8 protein-coding genes are annotated in these 17,450 nt (G+C 70.7%); 2 read left to right on the top strand and 6 right to left on the bottom strand.

From position 1 onward, the window contains the following. Positions 1 to 15: 15 nt before the first annotated feature. Together AJAP_RS15135 and AJAP_RS15130 are read right to left on the bottom strand one after the other, a co-directional pair. Entirely contained in the window at positions 16 to 4,044 is a 4,029-nt protein-coding gene (locus AJAP_RS15135; protein ID WP_038511972.1) for a beta-ketoacyl synthase N-terminal-like domain-containing protein, read from the bottom strand. Beyond that, positions 4,038 to 10,343, bottom strand: coding sequence for a type I polyketide synthase (locus tag AJAP_RS15130; RefSeq protein WP_038511969.1), 6,306 nt, complete (start codon positions 10,341 to 10,343; stop codon positions 4,038 to 4,040). Before AJAP_RS15130 ends, AJAP_RS15135 begins: the two co-directional genes overlap by 7 nt. 303 nt (positions 10,344 to 10,646) lie before the next feature. On the opposite strand from AJAP_RS15130, the gene AJAP_RS15125 reads away from it, so the two are divergent. Both AJAP_RS15125 and AJAP_RS15120 read left to right on the top strand, forming a co-directional pair. Then, positions 10,647 to 11,447 carry an SDR family oxidoreductase gene (locus tag AJAP_RS15125; protein ID WP_038511966.1) on the top strand — a complete coding sequence of 267 codons (801 nt, stop codon included), beginning with the start codon at positions 10,647 to 10,649 and terminating at the stop codon, positions 11,445 to 11,447. A 2-nt stretch (positions 11,448 to 11,449) separates the two neighbouring features. Then, a complete protein-coding gene (locus tag AJAP_RS15120) occupies positions 11,450 to 12,415 on the top strand; it encodes an aldo/keto reductase (protein WP_038511963.1) in 966 nt (321 codons plus the stop codon). Between the two features lie 145 nt (positions 12,416 to 12,560). Here the strand turns inward: AJAP_RS15120 and AJAP_RS15115 are convergent, their stop codons facing one another. From AJAP_RS15115 to AJAP_RS15100, 4 genes are all read right to left on the bottom strand, one after another. Further along, entirely contained in the window at positions 12,561 to 13,124 is a 564-nt protein-coding gene (locus tag AJAP_RS15115) for a TetR/AcrR family transcriptional regulator (protein WP_228694946.1), read from the bottom strand. Next, positions 13,118 to 14,323: an MFS transporter gene (locus AJAP_RS15110; protein ID WP_038511960.1), complete on the bottom strand. Its 1,206-nt coding sequence runs from the start codon at positions 14,321 to 14,323 to the stop codon at positions 13,118 to 13,120. The genes AJAP_RS15115 and AJAP_RS15110 overlap by 7 nt, the downstream gene beginning before the upstream one ends. Before the next feature lie 141 nt (positions 14,324 to 14,464). After that, positions 14,465 to 17,041 (bottom strand): glycoside hydrolase family 3 protein, encoded by a 2,577-nt coding sequence (locus tag AJAP_RS15105; RefSeq protein WP_038511958.1) that lies wholly within the window; start codon positions 17,039 to 17,041, stop codon positions 14,465 to 14,467. Positions 17,042 to 17,200: 159 nt separating this feature from the next. After that, positions 17,201 to 17,416 (bottom strand): membrane protein, encoded by a 216-nt coding sequence (locus AJAP_RS15100; protein WP_038511955.1) that lies wholly within the window; start codon positions 17,414 to 17,416, stop codon positions 17,201 to 17,203. Positions 17,417 to 17,450: the final 34 nt, after the last annotated feature.

Below are 17,450 nucleotides of genomic sequence, written 5' to 3'. Positions count from 1 at the left end.
GCTCTACTCCTGTTCCTACCCGCGGTTCCAGGCCACCACGTGCCCGGGGATTCCGGCGAATTCCGCCCCGATACCGATCTCCTCGGCCAGCCCCGCCAGCTCGCCCTCGGCCCGGACCGCGATCCGGGGAGGCGTCGCGGACTCTTCCCGCACCAACGCGACCGCGACCTCGCCCGCCGACGCGACGGCCACCGCCAGCGGCGGCACGACCAGGCCGTGCAGCCCGGTCACCCTGGTTCCGTCGGCGCTCACGCGGAGTTCCGCCGGGTACACGCCGTCCAGGCCGAGTTTCGCGCGGACCGCGTCCTTGATCGCGATCCGTTCCAGCAGCCAGCCACGCTGCCGTCGCGGCGCGCAGGCGGCGAACTCGGCGCGTTCCGCCGTCCCGAGGTAGACGCCGGCGTAGATGTCCCGTGCGGCGGGGCTCGGCCACCGGTCCGTGACCACCGTCCAGCCGCCGTGGTGATCCTCGGACAGCCGATGCCGGTCCGGGAAGGCGTAGACGCGATGGGCGGGCCGGTCGCACGGGAACCGGATGTCGCGCCACTGTTCGATCCTGGCCAGCACGGCGCCGTCCAGCACCAGTTCCGCGTCCATCTCCAGCACATCCGGGCGTGGCAGCCGGACCCGGACCACGCAGCGCAGCTTCGTGCCCGGCGCCGGTTCCGGTGCGAACCAGGTGACCCGGCCCATCGACGTCGGGAACGCCAGCAGCGCGTCCGCCTTGGTCGCCATCAGCCAGCAGCCCAGCAGCTGGCCGACGTTGTCCAGCAGCGCGCCGGGCGCCGGCGGTACGACGAGGTCGCCGCGGATGTGCCGCTCGCCGAGCCCGATGAGTTTGTCGAGCCCCTGGTACGCCGGACCGTGGAACATCTCGCGGCGGGTGTAGATCTCGGCGGCGCTCAACGGAGGCGCCGTTTCCGGCCCCGGCGGCGGAGACGGCCGCGGGGCCGTGGGATAACGCTGCGCAAGGTGGACGTCCATACTGGCGTGCGGTCCGATTTGGACACTGATCCGGTCGCCCTCGCGGGTCATCGAAAGCGGCACGCGTACCGCCGGGGCGGCGATCAGCCAGCGGGAGAACGCCGCGTTGCTCACCCCCGTCGCGACCGTGCCCGGCCAGGCCCGTTCCGCTTCCCGGCAGGCCAGGTCCACCAGTGTGGTCGCGGGCACGGTGGGACGGAAGTCCGCCTCCTCCGGCCAGTCCTCGCGCTGGCGGAAGAACCGGTGATCGACCAGATACGGCATCGTCGCGAGCGAGACGTCCACAGTGGACTCGACCGTTCGTCGTGCCGCCGCGTTGGCGACACTCGCCGCGGCGGCTCGGGTCTCCGCCAGCAGCGCGGTGAACTCCGCGACGATCGCGTCCGGGATTCCATCGCCCAGTTCGGGCATATCACCGGCGCCCGCGAACATGCCCTTGACGTCGCCTTCGACCGAGAGCAGCGTGCCCGCCGTGTCGATCCGGGTCCGGCGCGGCTCCAGCGCGTCGAACGCGGGCCGCCCGCCCTCCACCCAGACCGCGGTCGCGACCCGGCGCAACTGGGCGAGGCCCGCCCTCGTACCGGAGGACGCCGGGATGACCAGATGCGGCCGCGAGCCCAGCGTGTCCGACACGAACGAACCCAGCTGACCGGCACCCGCCTGCACGAAGACCCGGGCGCCGTCGGCGTAGAGCGCGTCGACGAGCTCCCGGAACCGGACCTTGCGCACCAGGTGGGCCAGGTACAGCTCGCGGACCTCCACCGGATCCGCGGGATACGGCCGGGCCGTGGTCGCCGACCACACCGGGACCCGCGGCGGCTTCAGGTCCAGTTCGGCCGCGAGCCGGGTGAACGGGCCGAGCCGCGACCGCATCAGCGGGGTGTGGAACCCGGACCGGAACGGCAGCGTCCTGGCGACGACGCCGTGCTGGGCGCACAGTTTGGCGAGCCGCCCCGCGGCGGCCGGGTCACCGCAGACGATCGTCTGCCGCGGCGCGTTCTCGTGGGAGATCATCAGTTCCGGCTCGGCGGTGAGCAGCGCCTCGGCCCGCTCCGCCGAACAGCCGAGCACGAGGAACTCGGCGTCCGGCAGTGTGAATCCCTGCGGCCAGTACCGGTTCAGCATGTCCTCTGTGGACTGTCCGGGGTACATCCCCGCCGCCTGCATCGCGGTCCATTCGCCGACGCTGTGCCCGGCGAGGACGTCGGGGGTGATCGCGAGCCGCCGCAGCGCGGTGTCGAGCAGCAACCCGACCTGGGACACGCTGGAGGCGCGGGCGAGCACGCTCGCCGTCGACCATTCGGGCCGTTCCAGGCCGAAATGCCGGGCGACGTCGGCGCAGCGCGGTTCCGCGTCCGCTTCCAGCCCCGGGTAGACGAACGCGGTCTTCGCCCCGGCCTGCTCCAGCAAGGGCGCCGTCGTGCACCAGATGTCGTTGGGCCCGTGCCAGGAACCGCCCTCGGCCGCGATCTTCGCCAGCACCCTCCGCGCGACTTCGAGCCGTTTCCCGGTCGGCCCGACGATCCCGATCCGGCATGGACCGTGGCCGCCGGATTCCGGATCCGGGCGATCGAGCAGGGTGCGCAATCCGTCGAGTGTGGGCGCCGCGAGTAGGAGGACTCGCTCGGGTTCCCCGGTCACCTTGGCCCGCCTCGGCCGCGACGGCGCCGGATCGGCCTCTTCCAGCACCACGTGCGCGTTGACCCCGCCGAAACCGAAGGCGTTGACCGCCGCCCGGCGCGGGACGTCACCCGACCGCCACCGTTCGGCGTCGGGCAGGGTGCGGAAGCGGGTCTTGTCCAGCAGCGGGCTCGGGTCGGCGCAGTTCAGCGTCGGTGGCAGGACGGCGTGATGCAGCGCGAGCGCCACCTTGACCAGACCGGCGGCGCCGGCGGTCGGCATGGTGTGCCCGATCATCGCCTTCACCGCGCCGATCGCCGCGCGAGGACCGTCCGGCGGGCCGAACACCTCGGCGAGGGTGGCCAGTTCGGCGGCGTCCCCGGCCGGGGTCGCGGTCCCGTGCGCCTCCAGCAGGCCGAGCGCACCGGGCGCGGTGGGGTCGAGGCCCGCCGAGGCCCACGCGCGCCGCAGGGCCAGCGTCTGACCGGCGACGGCCGGGCTGAGCAGGCTCGCGCCCTTCCCGTCGCTCGATGTCCCCGAGCCGCGCAGTACCGCGTAGACCCGGTCGCCGTCGCGACGCGCGTCGTAGAACCGTTTCAGCACGACCATCGCGGTGCCCTCGCCGATCAGGAGACCGTCCGCGTCGCGCGAGAACGGGCTGATCCGCTGGCTCGGCGAAAGGGCGCCGAGCTGCGTGAACATCGACCAGAGCGTGTCGTCGTGGCAGTGGTGCACGCCGCCGGCCAGCACGACGTCACAGCGACGGCGCGCGAGTTCGCCGATCGCCTGGTCCACGGCGAGCAGCGAGGACGCGCAGGCGGCGTCGACCGTGTACGCGGGGCCGCCGAAGTCCAGCCGGTTGGCGACCCGCGACGCGGCGAGGTTCGGCACCAGCCCGATCGCGGTGTCCGGCCGGAACTCGCCGAGCGGTTCCAGCAACGCGTCCCGGAGCCGGTCGAGCATCTCCGGACGCGCCGACGGCAGGAGATCCCGGACGGCGCCGGTGATCTGGCGGACCGACCGGACCCGCTGGTCGAACCGCTGGAGCCCCGGCGAGAGATAGCCGCCCCTGCCCAGGATCACGCCGACGCGTTCGAGGTCGCCCAGCCGCCGGAGACCGCCGGCGTCGTCGACCGCGGACGCGGCCACCGCCAGCGCGACCAGCTGGTCCGGCTCCATCCCGGCGACGGTGCTGGGCGCGATACCGAGCGCCGTCGCGTCGAAGTCCAGGCTGTCGGCGACGAATCCGCCGCGCCTGCCGTAGGTGCGGTCCGGCGTGCGGCCGTCACCGTCGTGGAAGCTCGGATCCCAGCGGTGCGGCGGGATCTCGGTGATCGCGTCGGTACCCGAAACGATGTTCTGCCAATATTCGTCCACAGTGGACGAGCCGGGAAGGAAGACGCCCATCCCGACGATCGCGACCGGCTCCTGGTTCACCACAGCGACGCCGTGTACAGCACCGAGCGGACGTCGGCCGGGCCGTAGGCCAGTTCGCGCAGGAGCGCGGCGGTGCCTTCGTCCGGATCGATCAGCGCCACTTCGCGGCGCTCGTACTCACGCGCGAGCTCCGGTGACACCATGCCCGCGTGATCGTCCGAGGGCGCCCACGGTCCCCAATGGACGGTCAGCGCCCGGCAGCCGGTGCGGTCCGCCCACTGTCCGCCGAGGGTTTCGAGCGCGTCGTTCGCCGCCGCGTAGTCGGTCTGGCCCCGGTTTCCCAGCACCGCGGCGATACTGCCGAAGAAGGTCACGAACCCGGGCCGCACGCCGAAATGCTCCAGCGCGTCGAGCAGTGCTCGCGCACCGTCCACTTTGGTCCCGTAGACCGTGCGGAACGACTGCTCGTCCTTGTCGGCCATCAGCTTGTCGTCGATCACCCCGGCCGCGTGGACGACGCCGTCGATGCGGCCGTAGCGGGTGTGCAGATCCTTGACCACCTGCCGGACGGCGGCGGCGTCGCGCACGTCGAGCTGCCGGTACGCCGCCGTGCCGCCCGCCGCGGCGATCTGGTCGAGCGTCCGCGCGATCTCACGCTGAGCCAGCACGGTGCGCACCCGGCGTTCGATATCCGCCAGCGAACCACCCCGCGCGGCCAGCGCCGAACGCATGGCCGGCGCGTCACCGGGCAGGTCCTCGTCACCCGGTTCGGCTGGCCACGGGGTGCGGCCCGCCAGCTCGATCCGGCATCCGCTCGCCGCCAGCGCGACCGCCGCCCGCGCGGTGATCCCGCGGGCGCCGCCGATCAGCAGCAGCACGGAATCCGCGTCGAGGCCGAGCGCCTTGACCTCTCCACCGCCGGGGCCCGCGCCCGCATACGCGACGGAACCGAGCGAACCGGCGGAAGGCTCGAACGCAGCGCGTCCCGCCGTGTCGTAGCGGACGGCGGACGGCCCGTCGGCGATCGCCTCCTCCAGCACGATCCTTCCGAGGTCCACAGTGGACTCCAGCTCGACCAGCCTGGTCGGCTCGCTCCGTTCCCGCGCCGCGGCGCGGACGAGACCGCGCAGCCCGGCGGTGTGCCCGGCGCCCGTCTCCGCCACCACGACCACCGCGCCCTTGGCGCTCTTGACGAGGCCGAACACCTGCGCCGCGACGGGTTCTTCGGCGTCAGACAAGGGATTCAGCACGACGAGGACGTCGGCCTCCTGCTCGGCGGGCAGGGCACCCGCGTCGGCGAACACCGCGCGGACCGAATCGGCCAGTTCCTCCTGGCCGGGCTCGAAGCTCACCGAGACCGTTTTGCCCGCCACCTTGGCGAGGTCGGGCGTGCCGAGCGGCGCGGACACGCGATCGAGCAGGTACCGGCCTGGCGCGGTTCCGGCGGGGGCCTCGTCGGGAGTCGCCACCACGGTGACCGGGACGGCCGGTTCGAGCCACTTCCGCAGCCGCGCGGCCAGCGCGCTCGCCGTCCGGTCGCGGCTGAGCTGATCCTGGGCGTCGTCGTGCACCCGGCCGGAGAGGCCGAGTTTCGCGAGCAGCGAGCCCGCGATCTCGGTGCGTTTGATCGAGTCGATGGAAAGATCCGCTTCCAGATCCAGATCGGCGTCGATCATCTCGGCCGGATAGCCGGTGCGTTCGCTGATCGCGCCGATCACGGTGGCCAGGACGTCCGTGACGGGGGCCTCCGAGGCCTCCTCGACCGGTTCCGGCGCGGGCACGACGACCGGGGCTTCGACCGGCGGCAGCAACGCGGGCACGACCGGCGCCTGCACCGGAGCGGGGGCGAGCGGCGCGGTGCCGAGGTACCCCAGCATCACGTCCCGTTGCGCCGCCAGCATTTCGCGGCTGGTGCGGAGGAATTCGACGACGGCCTGGTCACGACCGGGCGCGGGCTGGTTCATGGTCGTCCTCGGGATTCGTCGGGCGGGCACGAGCCCATGGGCGGGGACCTCGCCGCCGGGCGCGCGGACGGTCTGGCCGTCCACGGTCCAAGCGGATTCGGGGAGCGGGCCGACACGGACACGGCCGCGGAAGAGCCGTTCGGTACGCACGTCGACGCCGATGAGCGCCAGGCGCGCGAGCGCGGTGAGGAACCCGCGCAACCCCGGGCCGCCGGGGTCGCACGCGATCACGGTATGCGGACGATCGCCGAGGATCTCCTTGGCCAGCCGGGAAAGCACCTGTCCCGGGCCCGCCTCGACGAACGTGCGCGCGCCCGCCGCGTACATGTCCTCGATCAGGTCCACGAAGCGCACCGGCGAGCCGATCTGCGCGGCGAGTTCGGTGCGCACGGCGCCGGCTTCGTACGGCCGCGCGGTGCGGTTCGACCACACCGGCGCCCCCGGCTCGCCGATCTCGGCGTTGTCGAGGTCGACGGCGAACACGTCGCTCGCTCCGGCCACCAGCGGGCTGTGGAAGGCGCAGGCGACCGGGATCCGTTTGGCGCCGATCCCCTGTGCCCGCAGTTCGCGGACCGCCTCCTCGATGGCGGCCGTCGGTCCGGAAAGGACGGTCTGGCCGGGTGCGTTGTGGTTGGCCAGTACGACGTCCGGGTGGTCGAGGGCGGCGGCCAGTTCGTCACGGGACGCCTTCACCGCGGCCATCGCGCCCGGGTCGGCGCCCGCGACTTCGGCGATGGAGCGGGCCCTGGCCCGGCTGAGCGCCACCAACGTCGCGGTGTCGAACGCGCCCGCCACCGACAGCGCGGTCAGTTCGCCATAGCTGTGCCCCGCCAGCAGATCCGGCCGGACGCCGAGGTCGGCGAGCAGGTGGCAGACCGCCGATTCGACGAGTCCGAGCGCGGGCTGCGCGACCCGCGTGTCCTTGAGCGCCTCGTCCTGCGCGGTACGGGCTTCCTCGGTGAAGGCGCGCGGCGGGAACGTGGTGGCGGCGACGTCGGGAGCGAGCCCCAGGACGTCAGCCAGTTCGGGGAAGTGCACGAACAGTTCCGCCAGCATCCCCGTCCGCTGGCTGCCCTGACCAGGGAACAGGAACGCGACCGCACCGGCTTCGGTGTCGTCCGCGACGATCCCACCGTTCGCGGCGGCCTCACGCAGCTCCGCGAGGTCGCTCGCGACGATCGCGAGCCGCACAGGGTCGGATCCGCCTCGTTCGGCGGCGAGGGCGGCGATCTCCCGCAGCGGACGTCCTTCGCTGGCGGCCAGCAGATCCCGCAGCACGGCACGAGCGGACTCCACGTCGGCGCCGCGGAGCAGGACGAGCTCGGCATCCCAGTCACGCGGGCCGTGCCGCCGTGCCGGCGGGACCCCCGGGGCGGCGAGCACCGCGTGGAAGTTGGTCCCACCGAACCCGAACGCGCTCACTCCGGCGAACTCGCGGCCGCGCGGCACCGGCGTCGGCCGGGCTCCGGTGGAGAAGGTGAAGGGACTGCTCTCGGCGTCCCAGGCGGGGTTCGGCCTGCTCAGATGCAGCGTGGGCGGCACGACCTCGTGCCACAGCGCCAGCGCCGCCTTCATCAGGCCCGCCAGCCCCGCGGCGCATTTCGTGTGCCCGATCTGGCTCTTCACCGAACCCAGCGCGCAGGTGCCCGGCCCGGCGCCCGCGGCGAGGAAGAACTCGGTAAGCGTCGTCAGTTCCGTGGCGTCGCCGACGACTGTGCCGGTGCCGTGCGCTTCCACCAGCGAGACGTCCGCCGGCGACACCCCGGCGTCGCGATAGGCCCGCGCCAGGGCCCGCCGCTGCCCCTCGGGGCGCGGCGCGGTGAGGCCGAGCGCCTTGCCGTCGCTGGCGGCGCCGACACCCTTGACCACGGCATACACCCGGTCGCCGTCGCGTTCGGCGTCGGACCGCCGCTTGAGCACGAGGCACGCGACGCCCTCGCCGAGCGCGATCCCGTCCGCCGACGCGTCGAACGGACGGCATCGCCCGGTCGGCGACAGCGCACCGGCCGAGGTGAACATGAGGTAGTCGTTGACCCCGTTGTGCAGGTCGACGGCGCCACACAGGACCATCGAGCTCGTGCCCGCCCGCAGTTCCTTCACCGCGAGGTCGAGCGCGGCCAGCGAGGAGCCGCACGCGGCGTCCACGGTGTAGTTGGTGCCGCCGAGGTCGAGCCGGTTGGCGATCCGGCCGGAGATGACGTTGGCGAGCGTGCCCGGGAACGAGTCCTCGGTCAGTTCCGGCAACTGCGCGAGCAGCTCCTCCGGGACGTCTTCGAGGTAGCTCGGAAGCAGCGCGCGCAGGACACCGGCGTTGGCCAGGTCTCCCCCGGCCTCGGCGCCGAAGATGACGCTGGTGCGCTCACGGTCGAAGCCGCCTTCGCCGTAGCCCGCGTCTTCGAGGGCCCGCCACGCCGTCTGCAGGGAGACCAGCTGGGCCGGGTCGATACTGCCCATCGACTTGGGCGGGATGCCGTACGCGAGCGGATCGAAGTCCACCGGTGGCAGGAAACCGCCCCATTTCGACGTCGACTGGTCGGCGTAGACGTCCTTGTCCCAGCGCTGATCCGGCACCTCGGTGACGGCGTCCGCGCCATGCAGGATATTCGACCAGAAGGCCGGGAGATCAGGTGCGCCGGGGAACACGCACGCCATCCCGACGATCGCGATGTCACTGTCCACAACGGACTCTTCGTCGCGAACGCGGCCGGCGAGCAGCTCCGCCGCGCCGTCGGTGACTTCCCGGTGCAGGGCGGCGACGTCGGTGCGGTCCTCACGCAGGACGGTCACCTGTCCCGCCATGTACATCCCCTCGGCGAGCTGCCCGAGCGTGTCGACCTCGACGAGCGTGTCGCCTTGCCGCTTGATGCCCTTGCTGGCGATCCGCAGCCGTCCGGTGTTCAGCTCCTCCAGCCGTTGCCATGTCTCCTGCGGTAGGACGCCGTCCGCGCGGAGCCCGGCCTTCACCGCGGCGAACTCGTCGGTGTACGGGCTGGGCAGGCAGCGGGTGAGGTGCCCGGGCGCGGTCTCCAGGGTGACCGTGGACCCCGCGTCGAGCACGCGATCCTGGAACGTTTCGGTGATGGCGCCGTGGGTCACGGCTTCTTCGGTGAACAGGTACGCGGTGCCCATCAGGACGCCGACGCCGCCGCTCAGGGGCTCCGCCATCGCCGAGACCATGGCAGCGGAGCGGGCGTCATGGATCCCACCTGCGAACAGGACCTCGACGTCGTTGGCGCCGTGTTCGCGCAGGACGTCCAGCTGCTGCTCCCACAGCACGAAGCTCGACCGCGGGCCGATATGCCCACCGCATTCGGCGCCCTCGAAGACGAACCGGCGGATCCCGGCGTCGAGGAACTGACGCAGCAGGATCGGCGACGGCACGTGGAGGAAGGTCGCGATGCCCTCGGCCTCCAGCGCTTTGGCCTGCGCGGGTTTTCCGCCCGCGATCAGCACGCAGCGCGGGCGCGCCGCCCGGATCGCCGCGAGCTGCTCGGCACGCAGGGCCTCCGGGACGAACCCGAGGATGCCCGCTCCCCACGGCCGTTCACCGAGCGCTTCGGCGGTGCGGCCGAGCAGTTCGGCGGTTTTGGCGCCGTTCGCGGTGGCCACCGCGACGAACGGGAAGCCGTCGTGCGCGGCGACCGCGGCGGCGAAACCGGGCTGGTCGCTCACCCGCGTCATCGGCCCCTGCACGACCGGCAGCCGGGTCCCCAACGTGCGGCACAGCCGTACGCCTTGGTCCGAGGGGACCGCCGACGGCGCCGCGAGCGAGCGCACGACCGAACGGACAGCGCTTTCCGCGTCCTCGAAGCGTTTCGCGAACAACGCGCTGAGCCCGTCGTCCGCCCTGGCGAGCTCGTTCCGGGCCGCCGCGGGCACGTCGGCGTCGGGGAACAGGCCGAGCCCGTCGAGCACCACGCCCGCCGCGCCGCCCGCGATCGCGGCCACCGCCGTACGCGGCCCGATGCCGCCGAACGCCCACACGGGGACGTCCTCGCCGAACCGCTCCAGCAACCGCTGCAGCAGGACGAACGTGGTGAGATCGGAACCGCCCGCTTCGGCCCCCTTCGCCACCAGACCGGAGGCGCCGGCGTCGAGCATGCGGACGGCCTGCTCGACACCGGTCACCTCGGCCAGCACGGGGAGGCCGGCCCTGCCCCGCCAGACCGCCCCCTCGGCCAGCAGCACGAGCCCCGCGCCGCTTTCCCGCACTTCCTCGTCCCGCACGGTGCGGCCGGCCGGGATCCGGACACCGAACGGGACGCGTCCGTCTACTGTGGACCCGATTTCGACGATCCCGAGGCCGCCGCCCCTGGCGACCGCGGCCGCCAGGCCCGGATCCGGACATCCGAGCGGGTTGACGCCGAGTACCCGCGTGCGCGCCGTCGCATGACTCACCGGCGGTCCTCCTGTTCGGCTGGGGCTGGTCGAACCTCGCCGGGTTCGGCGATCTTTCAGCGGGATTCCCAAGAAATAACCTACTTGCCGCAGAGAGCGCAATACTCTCGTGTGAAAACTCGGAAAACAAGGGAACGCATGCTAAAGTCCGGCGCCGGAAACAAATATGTCGACACGTGCGGAACAAGCCCCTGACCTGCACTTTTATCACGGTCGTCGGCGATTTGAAGAAATCATTGCTCACCGGCATGACAAAACAGAAGAATTGTCATAGAACGCAGAATCGATAACCATGGAGCGCATGTGGAAGTGACAGGACGGGTCGTCGTGCTGACCGGCGCGGCACACGGTATCGGCGCCGCCATGGCCAGGCGGTTCGCCGCCGAGGGCGCGGCCGGGGTGGTGGTCTCCGATCTCGATCTCGAGGCCGCGGACGAGGTCGTCGCCGGGATCACCGCCTCGGGCGGCACCGCGATCGCGCGCCACGCCGACGCGTCGTCCAAAGAGGACTTGAAGATGCTGGTGACCGAGGCCCGCGCGGCGTTCGGCCCGGTGGACCTCTTCTGCTCCAACGCCGGTGCCGCGTTCGGGACGGGCGTGCACGCCGCGGACGAACAGTGGACGCGGTCGTGGGCGATCAACGTCATGCAGCATGTGCACGCCGCACAGGTCGCGCTCCCAGCGATGCTGAGCCGGGGCCACGGATATCTGCTGATCACGGCGTCGGGCGCGGGCCTGCTGGGCACTCCCGGCGACGCGCCGTACTCGGTGACCAAGCACGCGGCCGTCGGGCTCGCCGAATGGCTGGCCATCACCTACCGGCCGCGCGGGGTGCGGGTCAGCGCGCTGTGCCCGCTCGGTGTGCGGACCGCGCTGCTGGAGCCGGGTATCGCCGCCGGTCACCCCGCCGCGCTCGCGATCGCCGCCGCGGCACCGCTGCTGGAGCCGGAGGACGTCGCGGAGTCCGTCGTGCACGGGCTTGCGTCGGAGGAGTTCCTGATCCTGCCGCACGAATCGGTGCGGGAGACCTACGCCCGCAAGGCGGCCGGGCTCGACGAATGGATCGACCGCACCATCCTCGAAACCGGCGCGCGGAAGAGGTGACCATGGAGTACCGCAGGCTCGGCGCGAGCGGGCTTTCCGTCAGTGAGATCTCCTACGGCAACTGGCTCACGCACCCCGACGGCGCGGAATGCGTGCAGGCCGCACTCGACGCGGGCATCACGACCTTCCACACCGCGGCCGCCTGGGACGGCGGTGCCGCCGAAGAGAACCTCGCCGAGGCGCTGAGCCACGCGCGTCGCGACGATCTCGTCCTGTGCACCGGTGTCTTCTGGCCGGAAGGCCCGGGTGCCAACGACGCGGGCCTCAGCCGCAAGCACTTGGTGACCTCGGTGAACGGCTCGCTGCGGCGTCTGCGCACCGACTACATCGACGTCTACCAGTTGCTGCGGTTCGACTACCGCACGCCGCTGGAGGAGACGTTCCTCGCGCTGTCGGATCTGGTGCGGCAGGGGAAGATCCTCTACGCCGGCACCGCGGAATGGACGGCGGAACAGCTGCTGGAAGCGCGGCCGATCGCCGAACGGCACGGCGTCCCGCTGGTGGCGAACCAGCCGCATTACTCGATGCTCTGGCGGGTCGCCGAGGCCCAGGTGATGCCGGTCTGCGAACGGTCCGGCATCGGCCAGTTCGCGTCGGTCCCCCTCGCGCAGGGCGTGCTGACCGGCAAGTACCGGCCGGGCGAGATCCCGCCGGGCTCACGAGGCGCGAAGGCGGTCGAGACGCGGCCGTTGCTCCTGCCGGACCTCCTCGAACGCGTCGGCATGCTGCGCGGCGTCGCCGACGAGGCCGGACTGACCATGGCCCAGCTGGCGCTCGCGTGGACGTTGCAGCACAACACCGTCGCTTCGGTGGTGATGGGCGCGAGCACCGCCGCCCAGGTGACCGAGAACGCGAAGGCGGCCGGGGTGGTGCTGGACCTCGACGCGCTGACGCGGATCGATCACCTGCTGGGCAGCTTCGTGCAGACGGATCCGCGGCTGACCTGGTCACCTCCGGCGACCACCTGACGCCCTGTCTCGTAAGTCCCACGTGCACCAGCAGCCACAGCGGCGGCGCGTAGAGGGCTTCCCAAGTACATGAAGGCCCCCTTCCTTGCGCTAGACGCAAGGAAGGGGGCCTTCATGTACTTCAGTTCAGACTCGAGAGTGGCACTCACGAGCCCAAAGCGGTCCGCAGGAGGGCCTCGAACCGCTCCGCCGTCGGCGGTTCGTCGCGCAGCAATCCCTGCAGAAGAACACCGTCCACCAACGCGACCAGCATCTCGACCCGTACCGGATCACGGGTGAATCGGCGTGCGAAATCCGCCAACGCCGCCATCCAGCGATCAGTCGACTCGCGGAGCTTCGGCTCTCGTGCCGCCAAGAGATACAGCTCGTACTCCGCCAGCAGATGCCCGGGTCTGGCGACGACTTCGGCCAGCAAGGTGGCGAACCGCCGCAGCGCGTCCTCACCGCCGTCGGCCTCGGCGGCGAGTACCCGCATCCGCTCGGCGTCCTCGTCCATGCACCAGGTGAGCGCGGCGGTCAGCAGCTCCTCGATCCCCTGGAAGTGGTACGCGGCCGCAGTCGCGGGCAAGCCGGCCTCGCGGGCGACGGTGCGGTGGCTGACCCCCGAAACCCCTTCCCTCGCGACGATGCGCAGGGTGGCCTCGATCAATTCCCGTTTGCGCCGCTCCCCCTTGGCGAGACGGCCGTCGGTGATCGGCTCGTTCAGCACGCCACCTCCTCGCTGGTCACGGTCTTCCTGCTCAGCAGAGGATACGAGAGCAGAGCGACGAGGATGATCAAAGCACCGGCGGCGACCGCCACAGCGAATCCGCCGCCGGGCCCGAACCGGTCGACGGCCTCACCGGACACCGCGGCACCCAACGCGACCCCGACGCTGAGGCCCGTGATCGCCCATGTCATCCCTTCGGTCAGTTTCTCCGCGGAGACGACCGTTTCGATCATCCCCATGACGACGATCATCGTGGGAGAGAAGAACAACCCGGCGACGAACACCACCGCGCACAAACCCACGACGTCGTCCACGAGCAGCAGCGGCACCGCGCTCGCGGCCGTGCCGGCGGTACCGATCAGGAGCAACCGAGGCGGTGTCATGGCCGGTTTGAGCGTCCCGAAGACCAGTCCTGAGATGGCGGAGCCCACCGCGTAAACGGACACGACCACCCCCGCGGCCGACGGCGATCCGGATCGCTCCGCGAACGCCACACTGACGACGTCGACCGTGCCGACGATGATGCCGCCCGCCATCAGCGTCAGCACCAGTACCCGCACCGCACCCATCCGGACAGGCGAGATTCCGGCCGATCCGGTCGTCGGCCGCACGGGCGGTTCTGTCCCGCGTTGCGCGACGAAGAGCACCACTCCGATCGCGAGGAACACCACGGCGACCAGCGGCCCGGCCTCGGGGAACGCGGTGGTGCACAACGCCACCGACAGCGCGGGCCCGATGACGAAGGTCAGTTCGTCGACCACCGACTCCAACGCGAAAGCCGTGTGCAGTCGAGGCGAGCCGTGGTACAGCCACGACCACCTGGCCCGGACCATCGCCGCCATGCTGGGCATGAACCCGGCCAGGACCGCGGACACGTACAGCGTCCAGACCGGCGCCCCGAAGCGGGCGCAGAGCAGGAGCGCGCCGAGCGCCATCACACTGATCCCAGTCGCCGGCATCAGGATCCGGCTCTGCCCCCGGCGGTCCACCAGCCTCGAGACCTGAGGCCCGAGCAGCGCCATGGACAGTGTGAACGTCGCCGAGACCAGACCGGCGAGCCCGTAGTCGCCCCGCGTCTGCGCCAGCATCGTGATGATGCCGATTCCCGTCATGGGGACCGGCATCCTGGCGACCAACCCCGCGGCGAAGAAGGCGAAGGAGCCCTTCGCGGAGAACAGCTCTCGATACCGGCCCGGCACGGCAAACCCCCACAAGTTGAACGACTGTTACATTTTGAACAGTCGTTACACTTTATACCTGCGGAAGGCACTCCCCGCAAACGGCCTGAGACACGACGAGGGGTCCTTCCCAGACTCTGGAAGGACCCCTCGCGATGAAACTCAGTTCAGGCTCGAGCAGGGTCTCGCGTCAGGATCCTGCGCCCCCTTGGGCACCCACCGCACGTTCGCGAACGAAGCCGAGAACCGGCCGTCGGTGTACACCAGGAACGGCGTGTTGACGTTCTCCAGATCCAGCCCGTTCGCGAAGCACGACACCGGGATCTTCACCGTCGACTTCGGCGCGCCCGCGAGATCGGTGAACAGCTTGGTCGCGTTCACCTCGGAGAAGCACGGGTAGACGCAATGCATGCTGATCACGGTCCGGTTGGCCGGCGCCTCGTGCACGACCGTGTCGAACTCCAGCGCCGCGTCGGCGTTGAGGTAACCCCGAAGATCGTTGGTACCGGCCGGGTTCTGGAAGTAGATCTGCGCCGGGCCGGTGCCGGTCCAGGTCGACTTGAGCCCGTCCTGCTGCACGTTCACGTCCGACTGCACGACGGTGATCTCGGCGTGTGAAGCGGTGCCGTCGGGGCCGATCTCGGTACCGCCCCAATTCTCCGCGGAACCGATGAAACCCTTGTACGGCGCGACATCGGTGCGGTTGAACACCTCGAGGTCCTCGGTCGCGGTACCGCCGCCACCGGTCGAGCCACACGCCACCGGCCCGGTCGTCTCGTCGAGCTGCCCGACCGTGACGCGCTGCCCGGTCTTGAGCCCGTAGCCGAGTTTGAACAGCGGGTCGTAGTCAGCCGAACCCGCGTTCAGCGGCGTCTGGCACGCGCTCTTCGGCCACGAGTACGGCAGCGTGCCCTTGAAGCCACCCTTGACCAGGACATCCGCGACGCCGCCCCCTTCGGTACCCGGCAGCCAGGCCGCGACGAACGCGTCGGAGCGGTTGATCTCCTTGTTCATGTACAGCGGGCGGCCGCCGACGTAGACGGTGACGACCGGAGCACTCTTCCCGCGGACCTTGTCGAGCACGGCCAGATCCTCGGGGTAGAGCTTCGAAGCCTCCAGCGTCTTGCGCGTCAGGTCGCCGACGCCTTCCGCGTACGGGGTCTCGCCGATGACGGCGATGACCGCGTCGTAGCCCTTCGGGTCGGTGTCGCCCTTCTCGTCGAAGGTGACGTTGCCGTCACCGAGTTGCTGCTTGAGCCCGGCCAGGATCGACGTGGCGTTCGGGAAGTCTGCGTTGGTGTTGCCGGTCCCCTGCCAGCTCAGCGTCCAGCCGCCGGTCTGGTTCTGGATGCTGTCCGCGCTCTTGCCGACGACGAGCACCTTCGACTTCGGCTTGAGCGGCAGCACGTTGCCGTTGTTCTTCAGCAACGTCTGCGAGGAACGGACCGCGTCGCGCGCCAGCCAGGTCTCCTTCAGCGCTTCGTCGGAGTTGGCATAGGACCGGTCCGACGGCTTCTGCGACTCGTACAGCCCGGAGCGCAGCTTGACGCGCAGGATACGGGTCACCGCGTCGTCGATCCGCGAGACCGGGATCTGGCCGGAATTCACCTGGGCGACGGTGTTGGTGATGAACGCCTTCCAGTCGTTCGGCACCATCACGATGTCGATGCCGGCGTTGATCGCCTGCGGGCAGGAGGCGTTGGTACAGCCCGGAACCTGGCCGATACCGTTCCAGTCCGACACGACGAGGCCGTCGAAGCCCATCTTGCCCTTGAGGATCTGGTTCAGCGCCTTGTCACTGCCGTGCAGCTTGCCCTCGTCGATGCCCAGCTCGGCGTTGGTCCAGCTGTTGAACGACACCATCACGGTCTGGGAGCCCGCGGCGAGCGCGCCGTAGTAACCCTGGCCGTGGACGTTGATCATCTCGGCTTCGGACGACGGGTTGACGCCCTGATCCTGTCCCTTGAGGGTGCCGCCGTCACCGATGAAGTGCTTGGCGGTGCCGATCACGCCGTTGTAGCCGATGCGTTTGGTGGAGCCGTCCTGGAGACCGTTGATCGCCTCGTAGCCGTAGGCCCTGGTGATCCGCGGGTCCTCGGAGAACCCTTCGTAGGTGCGTCCCCAGCGGTCGTCCTTCACGACGGCCAGCGTCGGCGCGAAGGCCCAATCCTGGCCGGTGGCGCGGATCTGCCGGGCCGTCGCCGCGGAGATGTCGCGCACCAGGCACGGGTCGTGCGCCGCGCCGAGCCCGATGTTGTGCGGGAAGACGGTGGCCCCGTACACGTTGTTGTTGCCGTGCACGGCGTCGATGCCCCAGATCACCGGGATCTTCGTCCTGCTGCCCTTCGCGGCGTCCCAATAGGAATCGGCGAGTTTCAGCCAGTCCTGCTGGGAGGCGTGCTTGTCCTTGTTCGGCCACGAGCCGCCGCCGTTGAGGACCGAGCCGATCGAGTACTGCCGGACCTCGTCGGGGGTGATCGCGGCGATCTCGGGCTGCGTCATCTGCCCGACCTTCTCCTCCAGGGTCATCCCCTCGAGGATCCTGGCGATCCGCTGTTCGTCACCGGCCTTGCCCTTGAACCGGCTCTCGACCTTCGGCCAGTCGGCGAGCGTCGGCAGGCTCTTCTCGATGCGGGCGCAGCCGTCCCGGTCGAGCGCGGGTTTCCCGATCACCGGCTGCTCGGCGGCGACGGCGGCGGGCGTGGCCACCACGGTCCCGCCGAGCAGGGTGAGACTCATCAAGGCGATCAGCGGACTTCGGCGCGCGCGAGCACGTCTTGCCATGGTCTGGTCCATTCTGCGGAAGGCGGGGACCGGCCGATCCTCACCGGACCAGGCGGCGGCGTCAAGAGTTTCCGGCCGATATGCCACCTGTTAATTTTTGCCGTGAACTAAGACTTACCCGGCCACCCGCCGCCGATTGCGCCGCTTGGCGGTGTACGGCAGCGCGAACAGGTACAGCCCGCTGAACATCAGCAGGAAGAGCGGCGGCAGCGGCGTGTAGAGCACCCACTGCGCCGGGTCGCCCTGCGCCACCACGACGAAGCACACGATGACGGTGGCGACGAAGACGAGCGACGTCCACCGGTGGAACTTCCGGATCCGCTTGCTCACGAGAACCTCCTGGAGTCGTTTTGCCTGTGGCGAA

This window comes from Amycolatopsis japonica, from assembly GCF_000732925.1.
In the GTDB taxonomy this organism is placed as follows: Bacteria; Actinomycetota; Actinomycetes; order Mycobacteriales; family Pseudonocardiaceae; genus Amycolatopsis; species Amycolatopsis japonica.
This window is presented reverse-complemented; position numbering and strand designations above follow the sequence as displayed.

Excerpts from the sequence above, each read along its gene's own strand:
- AJAP_RS15120 (WP_038511963.1), top strand. The coding sequence starts at position 11,450 with ATGGAGTACCGCAGGCTCGGCGCGAGCGGGCTTTCCGTCAGTGAGATC.
- AJAP_RS15105 (WP_038511958.1), bottom strand. The coding sequence starts at position 17,041 with ATGAGTCTCACCCTGCTCGGCGGGACCGTGGTGGCCACGCCCGCCGCC.